This window comes from Aeromonas sp. R7-4 (genome assembly GCF_040908055.1).
Taxonomy (GTDB): Bacteria; Pseudomonadota; Gammaproteobacteria; order Enterobacterales; family Aeromonadaceae; genus Aeromonas; species Aeromonas sanarellii.
Map to the genome: position 1 here is coordinate 124,911 of NZ_JBFODA010000067.1, position 22,656 is coordinate 147,566.

At 62.1% G+C, this 22,656-nt stretch carries 24 protein-coding genes; 17 read left to right on the forward strand and 7 right to left on the reverse strand.

Translation table 11 applies throughout. From position 1 onward, the window contains the following. Entirely contained in the window at window positions 1-645 is a 645-nt protein-coding gene (gene torD / locus AB5Y72_RS19735) for a molecular chaperone TorD (RefSeq protein ID WP_325782065.1), read from the reverse strand. 150 nt (window positions 646-795) lie between these two features. Beyond that, window positions 796-1,083 carry a hypothetical protein gene (locus tag AB5Y72_RS19740; protein ID WP_041215679.1) on the reverse strand — a complete coding sequence of 96 codons (288 nt, stop codon included), beginning with the start codon at window positions 1,081-1,083 and terminating at the stop codon, window positions 796-798. A gap of 341 nt (window positions 1,084-1,424) precedes the next feature. On the opposite strand from AB5Y72_RS19740, the gene glyA reads away from it, so the two are divergent. The 13 genes from glyA (at window position 1,425) to AB5Y72_RS19805 (ending at window position 15,227) form a co-directional block, all read left to right on the forward strand. Beyond that, on the forward strand, window positions 1,425-2,678 hold the full coding sequence (gene glyA, locus AB5Y72_RS19745; RefSeq protein WP_010675397.1) for a serine hydroxymethyltransferase: 1,254 nt from the start codon (window positions 1,425-1,427) through the stop codon (window positions 2,676-2,678). A gap of 152 nt (window positions 2,679-2,830) precedes the next feature. After that, window positions 2,831-3,280 (forward strand): transcriptional regulator NrdR, encoded by a 450-nt coding sequence (gene nrdR / locus AB5Y72_RS19750; protein WP_005338880.1) that lies wholly within the window; start codon window positions 2,831-2,833, stop codon window positions 3,278-3,280. 89 nt (window positions 3,281-3,369) lie between these two features. Beyond that, window positions 3,370-4,482: a bifunctional diaminohydroxyphosphoribosylaminopyrimidine deaminase/5-amino-6-(5-phosphoribosylamino)uracil reductase RibD gene (gene ribD, locus AB5Y72_RS19755; protein ID WP_216989716.1), complete on the forward strand. Its 1,113-nt coding sequence runs from the start codon at window positions 3,370-3,372 to the stop codon at window positions 4,480-4,482. Window positions 4,483-4,537: 55 nt separating this feature from the next. Beyond that, complete coding sequence (locus AB5Y72_RS19760; protein ID WP_216989717.1) at window positions 4,538-5,191, forward strand: riboflavin synthase; 654 nt, start codon at window positions 4,538-4,540, stop codon at window positions 5,189-5,191. 138 nt (window positions 5,192-5,329) lie between these two features. Then, complete coding sequence (gene ribBA / locus AB5Y72_RS19765) at window positions 5,330-6,439, forward strand: bifunctional 3,4-dihydroxy-2-butanone-4-phosphate synthase/GTP cyclohydrolase II (RefSeq protein WP_042078849.1); 1,110 nt, start codon at window positions 5,330-5,332, stop codon at window positions 6,437-6,439. A 252-nt stretch (window positions 6,440-6,691) separates the two neighbouring features. Continuing rightward, window positions 6,692-7,162, forward strand: coding sequence for a 6,7-dimethyl-8-ribityllumazine synthase (ribE, locus tag AB5Y72_RS19770; RefSeq protein WP_042078850.1), 471 nt, complete (start codon window positions 6,692-6,694; stop codon window positions 7,160-7,162). Between the two features lie 14 nt (window positions 7,163-7,176). Then, entirely contained in the window at window positions 7,177-7,590 is a 414-nt protein-coding gene (nusB, locus tag AB5Y72_RS19775) for a transcription antitermination factor NusB (protein ID WP_010675390.1), read from the forward strand. 57 nt (window positions 7,591-7,647) lie between these two features. After that, a complete protein-coding gene (gene thiL / locus AB5Y72_RS19780; protein WP_216989719.1) occupies window positions 7,648-8,607 on the forward strand; it encodes a thiamine-phosphate kinase in 960 nt (319 codons plus the stop codon). Next, window positions 8,604-9,083 (forward strand): phosphatidylglycerophosphatase A, encoded by a 480-nt coding sequence (locus tag AB5Y72_RS19785; RefSeq protein WP_216989720.1) that lies wholly within the window; start codon window positions 8,604-8,606, stop codon window positions 9,081-9,083. The genes thiL and AB5Y72_RS19785 overlap by 4 nt, the downstream gene beginning before the upstream one ends. A gap of 775 nt (window positions 9,084-9,858) precedes the next feature. Continuing rightward, window positions 9,859-11,583: a dipeptide ABC transporter ATP-binding protein gene (locus AB5Y72_RS19790; protein ID WP_368199500.1), complete on the forward strand. Its 1,725-nt coding sequence runs from the start codon at window positions 9,859-9,861 to the stop codon at window positions 11,581-11,583. A 70-nt stretch (window positions 11,584-11,653) separates the two neighbouring features. Next, entirely contained in the window at window positions 11,654-13,210 is a 1,557-nt protein-coding gene (locus tag AB5Y72_RS19795; protein WP_209793310.1) for an ABC transporter substrate-binding protein, read from the forward strand. A gap of 96 nt (window positions 13,211-13,306) precedes the next feature. Next, window positions 13,307-14,281, forward strand: a complete 975-nt coding sequence (locus tag AB5Y72_RS19800; protein WP_042078855.1) for an ABC transporter permease — start codon at window positions 13,307-13,309, stop codon at window positions 14,279-14,281. A gap of 4 nt (window positions 14,282-14,285) precedes the next feature. Continuing rightward, window positions 14,286-15,227 (forward strand): ABC transporter permease, encoded by a 942-nt coding sequence (locus AB5Y72_RS19805; RefSeq protein WP_042078856.1) that lies wholly within the window; start codon window positions 14,286-14,288, stop codon window positions 15,225-15,227. Between the two features lie 79 nt (window positions 15,228-15,306). Here the strand turns inward: AB5Y72_RS19805 and dxs are convergent, their stop codons facing one another. The 3 genes from dxs to xseB are packed head-to-tail and all read right to left on the reverse strand — an operon-like array spanning window position 15,307 to window position 18,336. After that, window positions 15,307-17,172: a 1-deoxy-D-xylulose-5-phosphate synthase gene (gene dxs / locus AB5Y72_RS19810; RefSeq protein ID WP_325782068.1), complete on the reverse strand. Its 1,866-nt coding sequence runs from the start codon at window positions 17,170-17,172 to the stop codon at window positions 15,307-15,309. A gap of 21 nt (window positions 17,173-17,193) precedes the next feature. After that, complete coding sequence (gene ispA, locus AB5Y72_RS19815; RefSeq protein ID WP_368199503.1) at window positions 17,194-18,084, reverse strand: (2E,6E)-farnesyl diphosphate synthase; 891 nt, start codon at window positions 18,082-18,084, stop codon at window positions 17,194-17,196. Continuing rightward, complete coding sequence (xseB, locus tag AB5Y72_RS19820) at window positions 18,085-18,336, reverse strand: exodeoxyribonuclease VII small subunit (RefSeq protein WP_025326041.1); 252 nt, start codon at window positions 18,334-18,336, stop codon at window positions 18,085-18,087. A 233-nt stretch (window positions 18,337-18,569) separates the two neighbouring features. Here xseB and pomA point away from each other — a divergent pair, with 233 nt between their 5' ends. The 3 genes from pomA to greA all read left to right on the forward strand — a co-directional run bounded on the left by pomA (window position 18,570) and on the right by greA (window position 20,853). Then, window positions 18,570-19,328 carry a flagellar motor protein PomA gene (pomA, locus tag AB5Y72_RS19825; RefSeq protein WP_042078861.1) on the forward strand — a complete coding sequence of 253 codons (759 nt, stop codon included), beginning with the start codon at window positions 18,570-18,572 and terminating at the stop codon, window positions 19,326-19,328. 8 nt (window positions 19,329-19,336) lie between these two features. Beyond that, window positions 19,337-20,230: a flagellar motor protein MotB gene (locus AB5Y72_RS19830; protein ID WP_042078862.1), complete on the forward strand. Its 894-nt coding sequence runs from the start codon at window positions 19,337-19,339 to the stop codon at window positions 20,228-20,230. A 146-nt stretch (window positions 20,231-20,376) separates the two neighbouring features. Beyond that, window positions 20,377-20,853, forward strand: a complete 477-nt coding sequence (gene greA, locus AB5Y72_RS19835) for a transcription elongation factor GreA (protein WP_042078863.1) — start codon at window positions 20,377-20,379, stop codon at window positions 20,851-20,853. A gap of 46 nt (window positions 20,854-20,899) precedes the next feature. Here greA and AB5Y72_RS19840 read toward each other — a convergent pair whose 3' ends face one another. Beyond that, entirely contained in the window at window positions 20,900-21,493 is a 594-nt protein-coding gene (locus AB5Y72_RS19840; protein ID WP_042078864.1) for a hypothetical protein, read from the reverse strand. Window positions 21,494-21,599: 106 nt separating this feature from the next. Then, entirely contained in the window at window positions 21,600-21,896 is a 297-nt protein-coding gene (yhbY, locus tag AB5Y72_RS19845) for a ribosome assembly RNA-binding protein YhbY (protein WP_042078865.1), read from the reverse strand. Between the two features lie 97 nt (window positions 21,897-21,993). Here yhbY and rlmE point away from each other — a divergent pair, with 97 nt between their 5' ends. Then, the gene (gene rlmE / locus AB5Y72_RS19850; RefSeq protein ID WP_042078867.1) at window positions 21,994-22,623 is read left to right on the forward strand and encodes a 23S rRNA (uridine(2552)-2'-O)-methyltransferase RlmE; all 630 of its coding nucleotides are present in this window, start codon (window positions 21,994-21,996) and stop codon (window positions 22,621-22,623) included. Window positions 22,624-22,656: the final 33 nt, after the last annotated feature.

The following is a 22,656-nucleotide window of genomic DNA, read 5'->3' on the forward strand; positions in this document are numbered from 1 at the left end:
TCAGTCGGCGGATTTCGCCGGTTTGACCAGGGAGAGGTAGTTGGCATCCATCTTCAGGAATACCCCCAGCAGCCGGGCGCTGGCACCGTAGAAGCCAAACGGGTCGGCGGCGCGGCAGGCCTGCTCGAAGGGCTTGAACCAAGCCAGCAGATGGCCGTGCAGCAGCCCTTCCTGTTCGCCGAGCCACTCCTCGCGAAGGGCGGCGGTGGTCGCCTCGGCGGCGCGGATGATGAGGTTGCCCATCAGATCCAGTTCGATGGCCAGGTGGTCGACAGGCTGCTGGTATTTCTCGCTGACATCGATAGCGAGCCGGTTCAGGCGCTGTTCCATGCGGCTACGCGCCGTGTTGTCACCATGAGCGGATTCGTATGGTTGCACCGCTTTGGGGGAGAGAAATAGCGCGTTGAAGTCGGCAGCCAGTGCAGTGGCGCGCTCCTCGCGAACCAGCAGGCGGGCGATGGCGTCGTTGAGCTCGGCCACGGCTTCGCGCATGGGGTCGAGAGTAGAGAGGCTCTTCAAGAAGCTGCGCACGTCATAGGTGTCGTATTCAGCGATCTGTGCATCACTGAGTTCGGCAGCAAACAGGGTGGAAAACCACCAATAAAGCTCGGCCCGGCGTTCGCTGGTCGCCATGAATTCCTGCATTTTTCCTCCGTGGATGACAATCGGGAGCCTTGATGGCCCCCGATTCTAACGACTTTAAAAATAAAGGAAACTCATGGGGCCCTTTGGCCGGATAGCGCCAGGAGAGGGGGGCGCTATCGCGGGATCGCCGTGGGCGACGAGGAGGCCGACCTACTCCTCGACGCGATAGAGCGCCTGCTTGCAACGGGGGCAGATGTGCTGGCGGCGGTAATCCACCTGGTGCACCAGGCCGACCTCCCGCTGCTGATGGTGACCGCAATGGATGCAGAAGATGAGATCCCCGTCGGCGGCGCCGGGATGGGCCGCCAGGTACTGCTCCCGGGTGGGAAGTGTCTCCCAGTTGGCGGTGCAGGCACCCTTGCGGCTGGCGGTGTAGTAGACCCAGTAGAAGAGAGCGAAGACCGCGACAATCACGAACAGCATCAGATGATCCATCATGGCGTTTCCCCTTGTGTTCCGGGATGGCAGGGAGCGACACCCGCTCGTGCAGATGTCCCATGGCCTAAAGATGTTATCTGTTAGTAAATGCTATATCCATGATCTGGCTCTGGTTTCTATCGCCTTGCCCGGAAAACGGGGACGATGGCTGGAGCCGGATTGCGGGTGTGGGGAGGTCGGGGGGATGAGCGAAGCCAGGGGGCGGGATTCGAAATTTGCGACGTATTTTACATTTTATAAACAATTTTTTGGGTGGTTGGACTGTCTCTTTGATCCAGCTCACGTTACAATGCGCGGGCCCACTTCACCTATCGCGCAAACGATTTTCAGGAGATAAACGGATGTTGAAACGTGACATGACCATCGCCGGCTATGATCCAGAGCTGTGGCAGGCCATCACAGACGAGACCCGTCGTCAGGAAGAGCACATCGAGCTGATTGCGTCCGAGAACTACACCAGCCCCCGCGTCATGGAAGCCCAGGGCTCCCAGTTGACCAACAAGTACGCCGAAGGCTACCCGGCCAAGCGTTACTACGGCGGTTGCGAGTATGTGGATGTGGTTGAAACCCTGGCCATCGAGCGCGCCAAAGAGCTGTTCGGTGCCACCTACGCCAACGTGCAGCCGCACTCCGGCTCCCAGGCCAACAGCGCCGTCTACATGGCCCTGCTGCAACCGGGCGACACCGTGCTCGGCATGAACCTGGCCCACGGCGGTCACTTGACCCACGGCTCCCCCGTCAACTTCTCCGGCAAGCTGTACAACATCATCCCCTACGGCATCGACGAGTCCGGCAAGATCGACTACGACGAGATGGAGCGCCTGGCCGTTGAGCACAAGCCGAAGATGATGATCGGCGGCTTCTCCGCCTACTCCGGCATCGTCGACTGGGCCCGCATGCGCGAAATCGCCGACAAGATCGGTGCTTACCTGTTCGTGGACATGGCCCACGTAGCCGGTCTGATTGCCGCCGGCGTCTACCCGAACCCGGTGCCCCACGCTCACGTGGTCACCTCCACCACCCACAAGACCCTGGCCGGTCCGCGCGGTGGTCTGATCCTCTCCGCCGCCGACGACGAAGATCTGTACAAGAAGCTGAACTCCGCCGTCTTCCCGGGTGGTCAGGGCGGCCCGCTGATGCACGTCATCGCCGGCAAGGCCGTGGCCTTCAAGGAAGCGCTGGAGCCCGAGTTCAAGACCTACCAGGCCCAGGTCGTGAAGAACGCCAAGGCCATGGCGGCGACCTTTATCGAGCGCGGCTACAAGATCGTCTCCGGTGGTACCGACAACCATCTGATGCTGGTTGACCTGATCGGTCGCGAGCTGACCGGCAAAGATGCCGATGCAGCCCTCGGCAAGGCCAACATCACCGTCAACAAGAACTCCGTACCGAACGACCCGCGTTCCCCGTTCGTGACCTCCGGCGTGCGTATCGGCACCCCGGCCATCACCCGCCGCGGCTTCAAGGAGGCCGAGTCCATCCAGTTGGCCAACTGGATCTGCGACGTGCTGGACAGCCACGACAACGAAGAAGTGCTGGCGACCGTGCGCGAGAAGGTGCTGGACATCTGCCGCCGCTTCCCGGTCTATGCCTGATAACGGCCTATGCCCGGTTTGAGACCAATGCCACCCAATGGGTGGCATTGTTTTTTCTGGGCTTTTACCGGTTTTCCATGGCCGTGTTACACTGACCGGCCTAGCGCCAGCCCCCGGGGCCCGCGCCCTTTTTCATCCACGCCGGAGGTCCGATGCATTGCCCTTTCTGTAGTGCCGTTGATACCAAGGTGATCGATTCCCGTCTGGTGGCCGAGGGCCATCAGGTGCGCCGCCGTCGCGAATGCCTGCTCTGCCACGAGCGTTTCACCACCTTCGAGATGGCCGAACTGGTGATGCCCCGCGTCATCAAGTCCAACGGCTCGCGCGAGCCGTTCAACGAAGACAAGCTGCGTGCCGGCATATTGCGGGCGCTGGAGAAGCGACCGGTGAGCATGGAGGCCATCGAGAAGGCGGTCAACCACATCAAGTCCCGCCTGCGCGCCACCGGCGAGCGCGAGGTCGCCTCCGAGCTGGTGGGCAACCTGGTGATGGACGAGCTCAAGAGCCTGGACAAGGTGGCCTATATCCGGTTCGCCTCTGTCTACCGCAGCTTCGAGGACATCCGCGAATTCGGCGAAGAGATCGCCAAGCTGGAGAAGTGAGTTTTCCGTCCACCCAGACTGCGTTCGGCGGCGCGGCAACCGATGAGCCCGACGCCGGGAGAGGGGGATGTTTTGTCAGAGGAGCCCAGATGTTTAGTCAAGACGATTACCAATGGATGAGCCGGGCCCTCGAACTGGCCCGCCGCGGCCGTTACACCACGGCCCCCAACCCCTGCGTCGGCGCCGTGCTGGTGAAGGCCGGCGTGGTGGTGGGGGAAGGCTGGCACCAGCGGGCCGGCGAGCCCCATGCCGAGGTCTATGCCCTGCACGCGGCAGGGGAAGAGGCCCGCGGTGCCACCGCCTACGTGACCCTGGAGCCCTGCTCCCATCACGGCCGCACGCCCCCCTGCGCCGAGGCGCTCATCAAGGCCGGGGTGACCAGGGTGGTGGCCGCCATGGTGGATCCCAATCCCCAGGTGGGCGGGCGCGGCCTGCGCATGCTCTCCGAGGCGGGCATCAAGACCGATTTCGGCCTGCTGGCCGCGGAAGCCGAGGCCCTCAACCCCGGTTTCTTCAAGCGGATGCGCACCGCCTTCCCGCAGGTGACGGTCAAGCTCGGCGCCAGCCTGGATGGTCGCACCGCCATGGCGAGCGGCGAGAGCCAGTGGATAACCTCCCCCGAGGCGCGCCGCGACGTGCAGCGGCTGCGGGCGCGCCACGATGCGGTGCTCTCCAGCGCCGAGACCGTGCTGGCGGACAACGCCTCCCTGACCGTGCGCTGGCACGAGCTGCCCCCCTCGGTCAAGGCGGTCTATCCCAAAGAGACCCTGCGCCAGCCGCTGCGGGTCATCGTCGACTCGCAAAACCGGCTCACTCCGGATCTGCCCCTGTTCCAGAGCGAGAGCCCTGTGCTGCTGGCCCGCCACAAGGCGGACGGCGACTGGCCCGCTTGGGTGCAGCAGCTGGAGGTGCCGCTGCTGGATGGCAAGCTGGATCTGGTCAGCCTCTTCATGCTGCTGGCCAAGCAGCACAGCATCAACTCTGTGCTGGTGGAGGCGGGGCCGCGCCTCTGCGGCGCCCTGCTGGAGAAAGGGCTGGTGGATGAGCTGGTGCTCTATCAGGCGCCCAAACTGATGGGGGACGAGGGGCGCGGCCTGTTCCATCTGCCGGGGCTGACCCGCCTGTTCCAGGCCCCCAGGCTCAACCTCAAGGATGTGCGCATGCTTGGCCAGGATATTCGCATCACTGCGAAAATAGCCTGATTTTTCAATGTTCACGGGGGCATCCGTCGCCCCCGTCATCAGCAAGGTGATCTGCATGTTTACCGGAATTATCGAAGCGGTGGGAACCCTGGTAGAGCTGCGCCGCCAGGGGGAGGACATGGCCCTCACCGTGCACGCGCCGACCCTGGACTTCAGCGACGTCAAGCTGGGAGATTCCATCGCCACCAATGGTGTCTGCCTCACCGTGGTCGCCCTGGGTGACCAGCGCTATACCGCAGACGTCTCGCTGGAGACCCTGTCGCGCACCGGTTTTGCGGCGGCCAAGGTGGGGGACCCCGTCAACCTCGAGAAGGCGCTGATGCCCACCTCCCGCCTCGGTGGCCACCTGGTCTCCGGCCACGTGGACGGCATGGGCGAGGTGAAGAGCAAGTCCGCCAGCGGCCGTGCCATCGAATACTGGATAGAGGCGCCAGGCGAGCTCTCCCGCTACATTGCCGAGAAGGGGTCGATTGCGGTGGATGGCATCAGCCTCACGGTCAACGCCGTCCAGGGGGATCTCTTCCGGTTGACCATAGTGCCCCACACCGCCCAGGAGACCACCATCGCCCGCTGGAAACCTGGCTACAGGGTCAACCTCGAGGTGGATCAAATCGCCCGCTATCTGGAGCGGCTGATGACGGGCAAGCGCGAGGAGAGCAGCGGCAGCACCCTGACCCTGGATAAGCTGGCCCAGTCCGGATTCTTGTGAGCCGTTTTGCGGGAAAAACGCTTTTCTGTGATCCCGCTCCGATTGAAACGGGGCCGCGTGCCCCAATCTAGAGCGGAATGAACCCAGTTCGAACCGAGCCCGCGGGCTCATTTCCCAAGCACATTGATGGAGTAGCCCATGGCGCTGAGCACGACCCAGGAAATCATTGCCGATATCAAGGCTGGCAAGATGGTGATCCTGATGGATGACGAAGACAGGGAGAACGAAGGGGACCTCATCATGGCTGCCTCCTGTGTCCGCCCGGAAGACATCAACTTCATGGCGCGCTACGGTCGCGGCCTCATCTGCCTCACCCTGACCCGGGATCGCTGCAAACAGCTGGCGCTGCCGCTGATGGTGGACAGAAACAACGCCCAGTTCTCCACCGCCTTCACCGTGACCATAGAAGCGGCCGAGGGGGTGACCACCGGCATCTCCGCCGCCGATCGCGCCGTCACCGTGCAGGCGGCGGTCGCGCCCAATGCCAAGGCCTCGGATCTGGTGCAGCCCGGCCACATCTTCCCGCTGATGGCGCAGGATGGTGGCGTGCTGACCCGCGCCGGCCACACCGAGGCCGGCTGCGATCTGGCCCGGCTGGCGGGGTATGAGCCTGCCTCCGTCATCGTCGAGATCCTCAACGAGGACGGCTCCATGGCGCGTCGCCCGGATCTCGAGATCTTCGCCGAGCAGCACGGCATCAAGCTCGGCACCATCGCGGATCTTATCGAATACCGCAACCAGCACGAGACCACGGTAGAGAAAGTGGCCGAGTGCAAGCTGCCCACCGAATACGGCGAGTTCGACCTCGTCACCTTCCGTGACACCATCGACAACCAGGTACACTTCGCCCTGAAGAAAGGCGAGGTGAAGGCCGACCAGCCGACTCTGGTGCGGGTCCACCTGCACGACGTGCTGAGCGATCTGCTGCTGACCGACCGCCATAGCGCCCGCAGCTGGCCGCTGCCCAAGTCCATGGCCCGCATCGCCGATGAAGGGGGCGTGCTGGTGATCCTGGGGGCGGAAGCCCATGGTGCCGAGCTGCTGGCCAGGGTCAAGGGATTCGAGGCCGCCGACAAGGGGCTGGCGCCGGAAGGGGCCAAGTGGCAGGGCACCTCGCGCCGGGTCGGCGTGGGTTCCCAGATCCTCAAGGCGCTGGGGGTGGGTAAGATGCGCCTGTTGAGCTCGCCGAAGAAGTACCACGCCCTCGGCGGTTTCGGCCTGGAAGTGGTGGAATACGTCGGTGAGTAAGCGATCCCGTGGCGGGATGGAGAACGTTCGCCACTGGATGTTGCCGGAGAAGTACCATCTCCTGCCGGGCGGCTTCGGCCTGGAAGTGGTGGAGTACGTCGGCGAGTAAGCGCTGCATACGGTTGAAATTATCACCATGGCCGCCCGTTGCGGCCATGGTTTTTTGTCGCGGCTCTGTTGTGCTAGAATGCGTGCACTTTTGGCCGCGGCCCCATTGATGGCCCTACTGATTGCACAGAGACAGGATTTCCAATGAAGATTATCGAAGGAAATATCGCCGCTCCCGAGGCGCGTGTTGCTATTGTCGTTGCCCGTTTCAACAGCTTCATCAATGACAGCCTGGTGAACGGTGCGCTGGACGTGCTGAAGCGTCAAGGCCAGATCCAGGAGAGCAACCTGACCCTGGTGCGCGTGCCGGGCGCCGTCGAGATCCCCCTGGCGGCCAAGAAGCTGGCCAAGAGCGGTCAATACGACGCCATCGTCGCGCTGGGCACCGTCATCCGTGGCGGTACCTACCACTTCGAACTGGTGGCGAGCGAGAACGGCAAGGGGCTGGCCCAGGTGATGATGGAGTATGAGATTCCCGTTGCCTTCGGCGTGCTGACCACCGAAAACATCGAACAAGCCATCGAGCGCGCCGGTACCAAGGCGGGTAACAAGGGTGCAGAGGCTGCACTGAGCGCGCTCGAAATGATCAACGTCCTGAAACAACTGGACGTGTAACGAGGAGAAATGCATTGAAACCGTCCGAGCGCCGTAAGGCCCGTCATTGCGCCACCCAGGCCATCTACCAGTGGCAGATGACCCAGGCCAATGTGGGCGACATCGAAGAGCAGTTCAAGATCGATCAGGACACCAAGGGTGTGGACCTGAACTATTTCCGCGATCTGCTGTTCGGGGTTGCGGTCCACTGCAACGAGCTGGACAAGGTGTTCGCACCTTTCCTCTCCCGTCCGCTGGAAGAAGTGGACATGGTGGACAAGGCGATCCTGCGTCTGGCGACCTACGAGCTGACCCGTCGTGAAGATGTGCCGCCGCGCGTGGTGATCAACGAAGCGATCGAACTGGCCAAAGCCTTCGCCGCCGATGACAGCCACAAGTTTGTTAACGGCGTACTGGACAAGGTGATCAAGACGCTGCCCAAGCGTTGATCCCGCCGTCCGTCAGCATTTAAGAGAGGAGCCAGCTTATTGCTGGCTTTTTACTGTATGGGTGAATTTGAGCTGATTGAGAAGTACTTCAAGGCCCCCCACGCCCGCAAGGACGTGGTGATGGGACCTGGGGATGACTGTGCCCTGCTGACCCTGCCCCCCGACGTCCAGTTGGCGGTGAGCACGGATACCCTGGTAAGCGGTGTGCACTTCTTCCCCGACATGGATCCGGTGGATCTCGGCTACAAGGCGCTGGCGGTCAACCTGTCCGATCTCGCCGCCATGGGGGCGGAGCCGCGCTGGGTCTCCCTGGCCCTGACCCTGCCCGCCGTCAACGAGAGCTGGGTCGCCGGTTTCGCCGAGGGCTTCCTCGAGCTTGCCGAATACTACAACGTGGCCCTGGTGGGCGGTGACATGACCCGGGGCCCGCTCTCCATCACCGTTTCGGTGAAGGGATCGGTGCCTGCCGGCCGCGCCCTGCTGCGCAGCGGTGCCAAGGCGGGGGACGGCATCTATGTGACCGGCACCCTGGGGGATGCGGCCCTGGCCCTCTCCCACCTGCTGGGCAAGCGCACCCTCAACGAGAACCAGCTGGCGGCCGCGCTGCCCAGGCTCGACCATCCCCATCCCCGCATCCTGGCGGGCCAGGCCCTGCGCGGGCTGGCCAGCAGCGCCCTGGATCTCTCCGACGGCCTGGCCTCGGATCTCGGCCACATCCTCAAGGCCTCCGGGGTACGGGCCCAGATCGATCTCAACCTGCTGCCCCTCTCTCCCGTGTTGCAGGATGCAGTGCCCGCCAAGGATGCCTGGCAACTGGCGCTGGCCGGTGGCGATGACTACGAGCTCTGCTTCACCGTGCCCCAGGAACATCACGGTGCCTTGGACACGGCACTGGCCAATTGCGGCGTCAAGTTCACCCGCATCGGCCGTATCCTGGCCGGGGAACCCGGCATCGACTATATGCAGGATGAGCAGCCGGTCGAGCTCCATCTCAAGGGGTGGGATCATTTCGCATGAAGATCAAACCTGAGCTCAAGCAACTTAACCTGAGGAACCCGCTCCACCTGCTGGCGGTGGGGTTTGGCTCCGGCCTCTCTCCCAGGGCGCCGGGCACCATGGGGACGCTTGCCGCCATCCCGCTCTACCTGCTGGTGAGCGGCCTCTCCACCCCCTGGTTCATCGCCCTGCTGGTGGTGGGCTTCGTGGCGGGCATCCGCATCTGCCAGAGCGCCACCGACGCCATCGGCATGCCGGATCACGGGGCCATCGTCTGGGACGAGGTGATAGGCTTCGGCGTCACCATGATAGCGGCGCCCGCCGGCTGGGAGTGGGTGCTGGCCGGCTTCGTGCTGTTTCGCCTGTTCGACGTGCTCAAGCCCTGGCCCATCTCCTGGTTCGATCGCCGCATCCACGGCGGACTCGGCATCATGCTGGACGATCTCATCGCCGGTCTGTTCGCCCTGCTGTGCATGCAGCTGCTGGCCCGCTGGTAAGGGAGCCGGGGCAGGTCCGCCTGTCCCGTCTCATCTGCCTGCCAGCCCGGGTGGCAGGCAGCCTCCGATCCTGCGGCTCCCACCCCTCTCATCCCTCGTCGTGAATGGCCTTGTCGACCAGCGAGGGCCGCCATCTCTGGCTGGTCCTCTCGCCGCCCGTTGCCGTCCCATGCCAATGCTCGCCGGGACGAGGCCAGGCGTCTGGGCAGGGGCTTCCCGGCCCTGGGCCGTTTTGTATGCAATCCCTCCCGATCCACGCCGCCAACCGGCAAGGGCCTCTGGTTGAACATTCTGGATGGCCACTATTTATCTCTGCTTAGTTTTCCTTCTCCAAGATATGCTGTCGTCAAAAAAACATTTCACATAAATATTCACTACTCATTCGAGACTTGCCAGTTTATGTGGGGCAGTGGAAGTGGTGGTTTGTTATCATTTTGTTGAAACATAAATAGCAAATCTGCTCGTATTGCCAATGCAATATCTGGTAATGTGACTTTTACCAACATTTTACGCCCATGGTTCCAGCTTTATCTGGGCATAGTATTGCGAAATTGTATAACTGGATCATTTACACCCGCGGGCAAACCGACTAACTTACTCGCGGGTTATTCCAAAAAAATGCAAAAAACCCGCCCGGATCGCTGGTTTGGCTGCCTCATGGATTGAGCGTTTATTACACGACAACGGCTCTCGAGCAGTACCCAAGGCACAACCAGCATCTGCGGCTGATTTACGGACGAATTATTTGGGACGGATGTCCCCCGCAGAGGTAACCATGTCCTTGCTTGAAGTAAAAAACTTGCGGATCGAGTACCCCTCCCGCTACGGGGTGCTGGCCGCGGTCAAGGATCTCTCTTTTTCTGTTGAAAAGGGCGAGATCGTCGGCGTCGTCGGTGAGTCCGGCGCCGGCAAGTCCACCATCGGCAACGCCGTCATCGATCTGTTGAGCCCGCCCGGTCGCATCGCCCGCGGCGATATCTACCTCAACGGCGAGCTCATCTCCGGCAAGAGCCAGAACGAGATGCGAGCCATTCGTGGCTCCCGCATCGGCTTCATCTTCCAGGATCCCATGACCTCCCTGAACCCGCTGTTCACCGTGGAGCAGCAGTTGGTGGAGACCATCCTCGCCAACACCGACCTGTCCCGCGAGGCGGCCTTTGCCAAGGCCCTCGAGCTGATGGGCGCGGTGGGGATCCCGAACCCGGATGTGCGCATCAAGCAGTATCCCCACCAGTTCTCCGGCGGCATGCGCCAGCGGGTGGTGATCGCCATCGCCCTCTCCGGGGATCCCGAGCTCATCATCGCCGACGAACCCACCACGGCGCTGGACGTCTCCATCCAGGATCAGATCCTCCAGCTCATTCGCTCCCTGTGCAAGGAGCGCCAGGTAGGCTGCATGCTGGTGACCCACGACATGGGCGTGGTCTCCAACGTCACCGACAAGGTGGCGGTCATGTATCGCGGCGATCTGGTGGAGTTCGGCACCACCGAGCAGGTGCTGGGCCGCCCCAATCATCCCTATACCCGCAGCCTCATCTCGGCGGTGCCCCGCTCGGACGTCAAGCTGGTACGCTTCCCCCTGGTCTCCTACATCGAGGATGCCGGTGCACCGGATACCAGCATCGATCTGAAGACCCACTGGCTCGGCCAGAGTCAGGACGAGCGCGCCTATGAAGGAGCGCTGCTGCGGGTGGAGAACGTGGATCTGAAGTTCGTCACCAAGGACTCCATTTTCCCGAGCCGCCGCCAGTACGTGCGGGCCTGCAACAACATCAGCTTCGAGATCTTCGAGGGGGAGACCTTCGGCCTGGTGGGAGAGTCCGGCTCCGGCAAGTCCACCATAGCCCGGGCCATCACCGGCCTCTATCCGCCCGATGCCGGCAAGATCATCTTCGAGGGGATCGACCTCACCGCCCTGAAAGGGGAGCATGAGCGTCGCCCCCTGCGCCGCCAGATGCAGATGGTGTTCCAGAACCCCTACTCGTCCATGAACCCGCGCATGAAGGTGCGCGACATCATCGCCGAGCCGATCCGCTTCCACCGCCTGGCCGAGAGCGAGCGGCAGATCGAGCAGATCGTGGGGGATCTCCTGGATCACGTCGGCCTGGGCAGCGGGGCAGGGGTCAAGTATCCCCACGAGTTTTCCGGCGGTCAGCGCCAGCGCATCTCCATCGCCCGTGCCCTGGCGACCCGGCCGCGCTTCCTCATCTGCGACGAGCCCACCTCGGCGCTTGATGTCTCGGTGCAGGCCCAGATCCTCAACCTGCTCAAAGACTTGCAGCAGGAGCTCGGGCTCACCATGCTGTTCATCAGCCACGATCTGCCGGTCATCCGCCAGATGTGCGATCGCATCGGCGTGATGCAGCACGGCAACCTGGTGGAGGTGGCCGAGACCGAGAAGCTCTTTACCAATGCCGCGCATGAGTACAGCCGCAAGCTGATCTCCCTCATGCCGGAGTTCAAGGGAATGTCCCGCGAGGGGCTGGAAATCGCAAGCTAGGAAAGAGCCGGCTCGCCGGTCTGCTTGTCAAAAAAAGTGTCAATAAAAAGCCAAAAGCATGGAGAAAGACATGAAGAAAGGATTATCCAAGATCGCCATGGCGCTGTTCGCCGCTGGTCTCGCGTTTAACGTCTCTGCCGCCGACATCAAGGTCGCCGTCGCTTCCGACGCCACCTCGCTGGACCCGCAGGAGCAGCTCTCCGGCCAGACGCTGGAGATGTCTCACCTGGTATTCGATCCCCTGATGCGTTACACCCAGGATCTGCAGTTCGAGCCGCGCCTGGCCGAGAAGTATGAGCGCATCGACGACAAGACCGTCCGCTTCCACCTGCGCAAGGGCGTCAAGTTCCACTCCGGCAACGACTTCACCGCCGACGACGTGGTGTGGACCGTCAACCGTCTGAAGGCCTCCCCGGACTTCAAGGCGATCTTCGACCCCATCGCCGAAGCCAAGAAGGTGGATGATTTCACCGTGGATCTCGTCACCGCCAAGCCCTTCCCGCTGGTGCTGCAGACCGTGACCTACATCTTCCCGATGGACTCCAAGTTCTATACCGGCAAGACAGACGCCGGCAAGGACAAGGCCGAGATCGTCAAGAACGGCGACTCCTACGCCTCGACCAATGTCTCCGGTACCGGCCCGTTCACCGTCAAGTTCCGCGAGCAGGGCGTGAAGCTGGATTATGCCCGCAACGCCAACTACTGGGACAAGGCCTCCAAGGGCAACGTCGACAACCTGACCGTGGTGCCCATCAAGGAAGATGCCACCCGCGTGGCCGCCCTGCTGGGTGGGGACGTGGACATGATCTACCCGGTCGCCCCGAACGATCTGGAGCGCGTGAAGAACGGCAAGGATTCCCAGCTGGTCACCCTGTCCGGTACCCGCGCCATCATCATCGAGCTGAACCAGAACACCAACCCGGCGCTGAAAGACAAGCGCGTGCGTCAGGCGATCAACTACGCCATCAACCAGGTGGGCATCGTCGACAAGATCAACAAGGGCTTCGGCACCCCGGCCGGCCAGCTGAGCCCGAAAGGCTATGCCGGTCACAACGAGGCGCTCAAGCCCCAGTATGATCTGGCCAAGGCCAAGGAGCTGATGAAGGAAGCCGGTTACGAGAAGGGCTTCAAGATGACCTTCATCTCCCCGGCTGCCCGCTACGTCAACGACGTCAAGATCGCCCAGGCGGTCTCCGCCATGCTGTCCAAGATCAACATCAAGGTGGATCTGAAGACCATGCCGGTAGCCCAGTACTGGCCGGAGTTTGACAAGTGCGCCGCAGACATGCAGCTGATCGGCTGGCACTCCGACACCGAAGACAGTGCGAACTTCTTCGAGTTCCTGACCTTCACCAAGGATGCCAAAACCGGCATGGGCCAGTACAACTGCGGCGGTTATGCCAACGCAGAGGCTGACAAGATGGTGATGGAAGCGAACACCGAGACCGATCCGGCCAAGCGTGCCGCCATCCTGCAGAAGGTGGAAGCCATGCTGATCGACGACGCCGCCTATGTGCCGCTGCACTGGGAAGATCTGGCCTACGGCGCCAAGAAGAACGTCGACATCAAGCCGATCGTCAACGTGATGAACTTCCCTTACCTGGGTGACCTGGTGGTCAACAAGTAAGCGAGGCGCTCAAGGAAGGACCCGGCGGGGCAACCATGTTTGCCCCGCCATTAACAGAAGCCTGTGCCAAGACACAGGCCACGTAGAAGGACAAGCATGTTTACATTCCTGCTGAAACGGTTCTATCAGGCCGTGATAGTGATGTTCGTCATCAGCCTGGTCGCCTTCTCCATCCAGGACAACCTGGGGGATCCGCTGCGCGAGCTGGTGGGACAATCCGTCTCCGAGTCCGTGCGCCAGGAGCTGCGCGACAAGATGGGCCTCAACGATCCCTTTTTGGTGAAATACAGCCGCTTCCTGCAGAACGCGGTGCAAGGGGATCTGGGCACCTCCTATTTCTTCAAGCGACCGGCCCTCGAGGTGATCCTCGACAAGCTGGTGGCAACCCTTGAACTGGTGTTTGCCGCCGCGATCATCATCGTCGTCGTCTCCATTCCGCTGGGGGTTTATTCGGCGATAAGACCGCGCAGCATTCTCACCAAGGTCATCATGGCGGTGAGCAGCATCGGCATCTCGATCCCGGTCTTCCTGACCGCCATCATGCTGATGTACCTCTTCTCCATCCAGCTCGGCTGGCTGCCGGCCTATGGCCGCGGCGAGACCTACAACCTGCTGGGCTGGGAGTCGGGCTTCTTCACCTGGGACGGCATACTGCACCTGATCCTGCCCGCAGTCTCCCTCTCCTCCATCATGCTGCCGCTGTTCATCCGGCTGGTGCGCTCCGAGATGCTGGAGCAGCTCTCCTCCGAGTACGTCAAGTTTGCCCGGGCCAAGGGGCTGGACAACAACAAGGTCTACTACCAGCACGCCCTGAAGAACACCATGCTGCCGGTCATCACCGTCGGTGGCGTGCAGATCGGCACCATGGTGGCCTACACCATACTGACCGAGAGCGTGTTCCAGTGGCCGGGGACCGGCTTCCTGTTCCTCGAGGCGATCCACCGGGTCGATACGCCCCTCATCACCGCCTACGTCATCTTCGTCGGCCTGATCTTCGTGGTGACCAATACCCTGGTCGACCTGCTCTACGGGTTGATCAACCCGACCGTCAATTTGACCGCCAAGGGGTGAGCACATGAGTAATGCAGTAACAGCGAGCCCGAGCCGTTGGGCACGTTTCAAGAATTCCGACATCGTCTACTACTTCCTGCGGGACAAGGTAGCCATGTTCAGCTTTGCGGTGTTCGTGGTCTTCGTGCTGGCGGCCCTGCTGGCCCCCTGGCTGGCCCCGCACAACGTCTATGACCAGACCAGCTTCGACCTGATGGATGCGGAGCTGCCCCCCTCCTGGCTGGAAGGGGGCGAGGAGCGCTTCTGGCTCGGTACCGACAACCAGGGCCGCGACATCTGGAGCACCATCCTGTATGGCGCCCGCATCTCGCTGACCATAGGCCTGTTTGCGGTGGGGTTGCAGCTGGTGCTCGGCATCGTCATCGGCCTCATTGCCGGTTACTTCGGCGGTCGCATCGACAACCTGCTGATGCGTTTCGCCGACGTGCAGCTGTCGTTCTCCACCATGATGGTGGCCATCATCATCTCTGCCATCTTCCAGGCGACCTTCGGCTCCGAGTTCTACTCGAAGTTTGCCATCGTGATGCTGGTGGTGATCATCGGCATCGCCGAATGGCCCCAGTATGCCCGGACCGTGCGCGCCTCCGTGCTGGCAGAGAAGAAGAAGGAGTATGTGGAAGCGGCCAAGGTGATGGGTTTCCGCGCCCCGCGCATCATGTTCCGCCACATACTGCCGAACTGCCTGTCACCCATCCTGGTCATCTCCACCGTGCAGGTGGCGAACGCCATCATGAGCGAGGCGGCCCTCTCCTTCCTGGGACTCGGCATGCCGGTGGATCAGCCGTCACTGGGCTCGCTCATCAGCGTGGGCTTCAACTACATCTTCTCCGGCTCCTGGTGGATCACCGCCTTCCCGGGCATCTGCCTGGTGGTGCTGGTGCTGGTCATCAACCTCCTGGGTGATTGGCTGCGGGATGTGTTCAACCCGAAGATCTACAAGGGCTGACTCGGGTCAGGAATGAAGAGAAACAAGAAGGGCGCCATATAGGCGCCCTTCTTTATTTGTGTTGCGTGCGATGAGCCTGTCAGGCCTGCAGCCAGCGCTCGATGCTGGCCTGAATGCCGGTGGCATCCAGCCCCAGCAGGGCGTAGATCTCCTCCTGGGTGCCCTGCTCGATGAAGCGATCCGGCAGGCCGAGATTCAGCACCGGCTTGCACAGCCTGGCGCCCATCAGCAGCTCGTTCACCGCAGAGCCGGCGCCGCCCATGATGGCGTTGTCCTCCAAGGTGACGAACTGATCGTGGGTCGCGGCAAGTTCAAGCACCAGCGCCTCGTCCATGGGCTTGACGAAGCGCATGTCCACCAGGGTGGCATCGAGCGCCTCGGCGGCGGCCCTGGCCTGTTGCAACAGGGTGCCGAACGCCAGGATGGCCGTACCCTTGCCCTTACGCACGACGCGGCCCTTGCCGAGCGCCAGCGCCTGCATCTCGCTCTCTGCCTGGATGCCGGTGCCGCTGCCGCGGGGGTAGCGCACCGCCGCCGGCCCGTTGTGCTGGTAGCCGGTGTAGAGCATCTGACGGCACTCGTTCTCGTCGGACGGCGTCATCACCACCATGTTCGGCACTGTGCGCAGGAAGCTGATGTCGAAGGCCCCCTGGTGGGTGGGGCCGTCGGCCCCCACCAGACCGGCGCGGTCGATGGCGAACAGCACCGGCAGGTTTTGCAGCGCCACGTCGTGGATCAGCTGGTCATAGGCGCGCTGCAGGAAGCTGGAATAGATGGCCACCACCGGCTTCTGCCCGGCGATGGCGAGGCCGGCGGCGAAGGTGACCGCGTGCTGCTCGGCGATGGCCACATCGAAGTAGCGATCCGGATACTGCTGGCTGAACTTGACCAGCCCGGAGCCCTCGCGCATGGCGGGAGTGATGCCGACCACGCGCTCGTCCCTGGCGGCGATGTCGCACAGCCACTGACCGAAGATGGCGGAGAAGGTCGGCTTGCCACCGGCGCTCTTGGGCAGGGCGCACTCGTCCGGGTTGAACTTGGGGACGGCGTGATAACCGATGGGATCCTTCTCGGCAGGCTCGTAGCCCTTGCCCTTCTTGGTCTTGACGTGCAGTAGCTGGGGGCCCTTGAGGCTGCGCATGTTGCGCAGGGTCTCGACCAGGGCGTGGATGTCGTGGCCGTCGATGGGGCCGATGTAGTTGAAGCCGAACTCCTCGAACAGGGTGCCGGGCACCACCATGCCCTTGAGGTGTTCCTCGGCCCGCTTGGCCAGCTCCTTGACCGGCGGCAGACCGGCCAGCACCTTCTTGCCGCCTTCGCGGATAGTGGTGTAGAGCTTGCCTGACATCAGCCTGGCCAGGTGGTTGTTCAGGGCGCCGACATTTTCGGAGATGGACATCTCGTTGTCGTTCAGCACCACCAGCATGTCCTTGTGGACGTCGCCGGCGTGGTTGAGGGCCTCGAAGGCCATGCCGGCGGTGATGGCGCCGTCACCGATGACGGCCACCACCTTGCGGCCCAGTCCCTCGCGCTCGGCGGCCACGGCCATGCCGAGGGCCGCCCCGATGGAGGTACTGGAGTGACCGACGCTGAGGACGTCGTACTCGCTCTCCTCCCGCCAGGGGAAGGGGTGCAGGCCGTCTTTCTGGCGGATGGTGTGGATGCGATCCCGCCGGCCGGTCAGGATCTTGTGGGGATAGGCCTGATGGCCCACGTCCCACACCAGGCGATCGAAGGGGGTGTTGTAGACGTAGTGCAGGGCGACCGTCAGCTCGACGGTGCCGAGGCCGGAGGCGAAGTGACCGCTGGAACGGCTCACCGAGCGCAGCAGGTACTCGCGCAGCTCGTTGCACAGCACGGGCAGTCGCTCGAAGGGGAGGGATCGCAGCTCGACCGGCGTGTCCGCGAGGGCCAGGTTGGGGTAATCGCTTATATCAACGCTCATATTGTTACTGTTATCCAGCGTTTAGTGGGTTCGCTCGATGATGTAATCGGCAAACGCTTCCAGAATGTCGGTATTGTAGGGCAAGGCTTGCAGGGCTGTTAAGGCCTTGTCATGCAGTTCGCGAGCCAGCTCACGGGCATTGTCGAGTCCGAGCAGGGCCGGGTAGGTGCTCTTCTCCTGCGCCAGATCCGAGCCTTGCGGCTTGCCCAGGGTGGCGGTGTCGCCCGTGATGTCGAGAATGTCGTCCTGTACCTGGAAGGCGAGCCCGATGGCGGCGGCATAGGTCTGCAGGGCGGCCAGCGTCGCGGGTTCCACGTCGGCCTTGCACAGGGCCCCTAGGGTGACGGCGCACTCGATGAGCGCCCCTGTCTTGTGGCGGTGCACCTGCTCCAGCTCGGCCAGGGTGATCCGGCGGCCCTCGGCCTCCAGATCCAGCGCCTGGCCGCCGCACATGCCGAGATAGCCCGACGCGCGGGCCAGGGCGCTCAGCATCTTGACCCGGTTGGCCATCAATTCGGTCGGCATGGGGTGATCGGCCAGGATGGAGAAGGCCAGGGTCTGCAGGGCATCGCCGGCCAGGATGGCAGTGCCTTCGTCGAACGCCTTGTGCACCGTGGGCTGGCCACGACGAAGGTCGTCGTCGTCCATGGCGGGCAGGTCGTCGTGCAGCAGGGAGTAAGCATGGATGCACTCCACCGCGGCGGCCGGGCCGTCCAGCAGCTCGCTCTTGACGCCCAGCATCTCGCCCACGGCGTAGACCAGGAAGGGACGCACCCGTTTTCCACCGAGCAGCAGGCCGTATTTCATGGCGTCCCGCAGGCGCGGCGCCATGGGGGGCAGGGCCTCAAGCTGTGCCGAGAGGCAGCCGTCGATGCGCTGGCGGTGCAGGCGGGAGAAATCGTCGAGAGTCACTCACTCCTCTCCTTGCTCTGAGCGAAAGGGGACCGCCTGCTCGCTGCCATCGGCCTGGGTCAGGAGGATCTGGATCTTCTGTTCGGCCTGTTCCAGCTTCTGCTGGCCGGCGCGCACCAGATGGATGCCCTGTTCGAATTGCTTGAGTGCCTCCTCGAGGGGGAGCGAACCCTGTTCGAGCTGATGCACTATGGTTTCCAGCTCTTCCAGGGTGGCATCAAAACTCAGACGGTCGATTTTTTTACTGGCCATGTCCATCCTCGGGGATTGAAAAAAACGGCTCATCTTAACATCGACCGGCCACAGGGGGGAGGCAGAAAAGTGCGCTGCCCTCAAACTATCCCGCCCCCGGCCGATAAGAACTGACTGATATCCCCGCATCTCCGCGCGCCAATAGGGGGGAACCGGGCTTGCTGCCAGGGGCGTAATAGCAGAAAATTCAGCGCAGTATAAATAGAGGCAAGTTTGGTGACAGGAGCAAGGATGTGGATTTAGGCAGTCTGATAGGCATAGTGCTGGGGTTCGGGGTCGTGGTGTACGGCATGCTGCTGGGTGGCCCCATGAGCATGTATGTGGATATGCCCTCGGTCTACATCACCATCTTGGGTTCTCTGTTCATCTGCATGATGAAGTTCAACCTCGGCCAGTTTCTGATGGCGTTCAAGGTGGCCGGCAAGGCATTCATGTACAAGGGCGACAAGCTCGATGACCTGATTGCCAAGGCGGTGGAGCTGGCGGACGCGGCCCGCAAGGGGGGCTTCCTGGCCCTGGAGGCGGCGGAGATCCCCAATACCTTCATGAAGAAGGGCATCGACATGCTGGTGGACGGCCATGACGCCGACGTGGTGCGATCCGTGATGGAGAAGGACATCGAGTTGACCTCGGAGCGCCACGTCATCGCCGTCAAGGTGTTCCGCTCCCTGGGGGATCTCGGCCCCGCCATGGGCATGATAGGTACCCTGGTGGGCCTGGTGGCCATGCTGGCGAACATGAGCGATCCCAAGTCCATCGGCCCTGCCATGGCGGTGGCCCTGTTGACCACCCTCTACGGGGCGATCGAGGCCAACATGATCGCCATCCCCATCGCCGACAAGCTGGAGCTGCGCAGCGGTGAGGAGCAGCTGAGCCGTACCCTGATCCTCGACGCCATCATGGGGATCCAGGACGGCCAGAACCCGAGAGTGATCCAGGCCATGTTGCAGAACTACCTGAATCAGTCCAAACGCAACAACGGGACCGAATAGGAGCGCGCATGGCAAAGTGCAAGTGCCCGCCTCCCGGTCTGCCCGGCTACATGGGGACCTTCGCCGACCTCATGTCCCTGCTGATGTGCTTCTTCGTGCTGTTGCTCTCGTTTGCCGAGATGGACGTGCAGAAGTTCAAGCAGATCGCCGGCTCCATGGAGAAGGCGTTCGGGGTGCAGAACATCCTGGAGGTCAAAGACATTCCCAAGGGGACCTCGGTCATCGCCCAGGAGTTTCGCCCTGGCCGTCCCGAACCGACCCCCATCGACACCATCATGCAGCAGACCATCGACATGACCCAGACCGAGCTGGACTTCCAGCCCGGAGATGCTGACAAGGCCGGGGGGCATGACAAGACCGAGGGACAGCAGAGTGGGGGTGACACCGCCCAGCAGGCCCAGAAGGCGCAGGAGCAGTCCAATACCCTGGCCAAGGCGCTGGCGGAGCAGATGCAGGCCCAGATCCAGGACGGGGCCATCGAGATAGAGGCGCTGGGTCAGCAGGTCATCATCCGGATTCGCGAGAAGGCGGCCTTCCCGGCAGGGTCTGCCTTCCTGCAGCCCCAGTTCTGGCCTGTGATCCGCAAGGTGGCGACCCTGCTTAAGGATGTGCCGGGTGAGATCACCGTCTCCGGCCACTCCGACGATGTCGCCACCGAAGACGAGCTGTTCCAGTCCAACTGGGAGCTCTCATCCCAGCGAGCGGTGGCGGTGGCCCATCAGATGATCAAGGTGCCCGGCTTTGACGGCAACCGGCTGGTGGTGCAGGGTATGGCGGATTCCCAGCCGCTGGTGCCCAACAACAGCCCGGAAAACCGGCGCATGAACCGGCGGGTGGAGATCGCCATCATGCAGGGCAAGCCGACGGTCTCGGCGCCCATCGGGGTTGCGGATCCCAAGTAGCTTTCGCCGGGAAGCGCGATCCCCCTCGCAGGGGCTGACATGGATTTTGTGGCGGCTTCATATTAAGATGCCCCATCCGAACCGACAGCTGCGGCTCTCTTTTGATTGCCGCAGCTTCTCTTTATAAAGCAACCCAGGTTTCGACTATGAATCATACTCCGATGACTGTTCGCGGCGCCGAAAAGCTGCGCCAGGAGCTCGACTATCTCAAGACCGAGCTGCGTCCCCAGATTATCGAAGCGATTGCTGATGCCCGTGAACACGGCGATCTGAAAGAAAATGCCGAATACCATGCCGCCCGCGAGCAGCAGGGGTTTTGTGAAGGCCGCATTCAGGAAATCGAAGGCAAGCTCTCCAACGCTCAGGTGATCGATGTCACCAAGATTGCCAACAATGGCCGCGTCATCTTCGGCGCCACCGTGACCCTGCTCAAGAGCGAGACGGAAGAGGAAGTGGTGTACCGCATCGTGGGTGACGACGAGGCGGACATAAAACAGAACATGATCTCCGTGAACTCGCCCATTGCCCGCGCCCTGATCGGCAAGGAAGTGGACGATGTCGCCATCGTCAAGACCCCTGGTGGTGACGTGGAGTACGAGATCCTGGAAGTCGCCTACCTCTGAGTCTGAGGGGCGGAAGAGACAGGGGAGCCGGGCTCCCCTGTTGCATTTACTCCCCCTGATAGGCCTGGACGAAGGCGTCCTGATGACGCTGGAAGAGCCAGTCCCGCAGCTGTTCCTGATCGTCCTTGTCCAGTCGAAATTGCACGGCCCAGTCATGCTGGCTCTGGTTGGTATCCACATGCCTGATCAGGCTGCCCGTCATCGCCAGGGGGGAGAGCCCCTCGATGCAGAGGGTGCCGTTCAGGGGATCGCCCCTGACCATGGATGCGGGCAGGCCCGCCACTATGAGGCCGCCGAGGGAGAGGCTGTGCACCTCATACTCGGTATCCCCGCTGCGCAGCACAGCGTGCTCTTCGAGGCGCCAGGCGCGCAGATGAGGCGAGCCAAGCTCGGTGATGGTGGGGGCGGCGATGCGCAGTTCGGCGTGGCCCTCCGCGGCCTGGGTGCAGTGCAGCGGAAAACGCAGCTGGTGGCCGGCGATGCGGGCCTCGAGTGTCAAAGGGGTGGCGCGTTGTAGCAGGCTCTGCAGGGGAAGGGGCAGATTGCCTCGCAGGAACTGGCCGGCAGCCTGGTCCTCGCTCTTGCCCAGGTCCCGCAGCATGGCCAGTTCTTCATCGGTGAGAAGCTGATGCTTGTCCATAGTGGGTGTCCGCGACTATTCATCGCAGGTTAAGGGCCTGACGGCTATTTTGGCAAGCGACTTGGGAAGAAGGGGAAATGAAGGAAAGAGCGAATGCTCTTTCCTGTTACTTGCGCGGCAACTGGATTTTGGGTTCTTTGGCCTGACGATAGATGGTCAGTACATGGCCCATGCTCTGTACCTTGATGGCGCCGGTCTCACGGACGATGGCATCCATTACCAGCTGCTTCATCTCACGATCTTCAGACGACACCTTGACCTTGATCAGCTCGTGGTGGTTCAGCGCCAGATCGATCTCGGCCAGCACCCCTTCGGTCAGACCGTGCTGTCCCAGCAGGACGACCGGCTTCAGGCTGTGGGCAAGGCCCTTGAGGTACTGTTTCTGTTTATTGTTGAGAATCATGGCAATTTCTTCATAAGTCAGGGTTGAAAGGGGCGTATTCTACCCCCACTTAGCCCTTAATACTAATAACCCTTGTGGTTTTTTAAAGTCGACAATCATGACCCAGAAAAAACGTTCCCCCAGTTCAACCCGCTGGTTAAAAGAACATTTCGACGACCAATACGTCAAAAAAGCCCAGAAGCTGGGGTTGCGTTCCCGCGCCGTGTTCAAGATCGACGAGATCCAGGGCAAGGACAGATTGCTCAAGCCTGGCATGACGGTGGTGGACCTGGGGGCGGCCCCCGGTGGCTGGTCCCAATTTGCCATCGACCAGGTGGGCGACAAGGGGCGGGTGATCGCCTGCGACATCTTGCCGATGGATTCCATTGCCGGTGTCGATTTCCTGCAAGGGGACTTTCGGGAGGAAACTGTCCTCGGCGCCCTGCTGGAACGCGTCGGCCCGGACAAGGTGGATGTGGTCATGTCTGACATGGCACCCAACATGAGCGGTACCCAGCAGGTGGATCAGGCCCGTGCCATGTATCTGGTCGAGCTGGCGCTGGACATGTGCAATCAGGTCCTGAGCAGTAACGGCAGCTTCGTGGTCAAGGTGTTCCAGGGGGAGGGGTTTGATACCTATCTCAATGAAATACGTAGACTTTTCTCTGTCGTCAAGATTCGTAAACCCGACTCGTCCCGTGCCCGTTCACGAGAAGTCTACATTGTGGCTACCGGTTTTAAACTGTAGTACCCTAACCCTCATCGTTAACTGTCAGTCTGC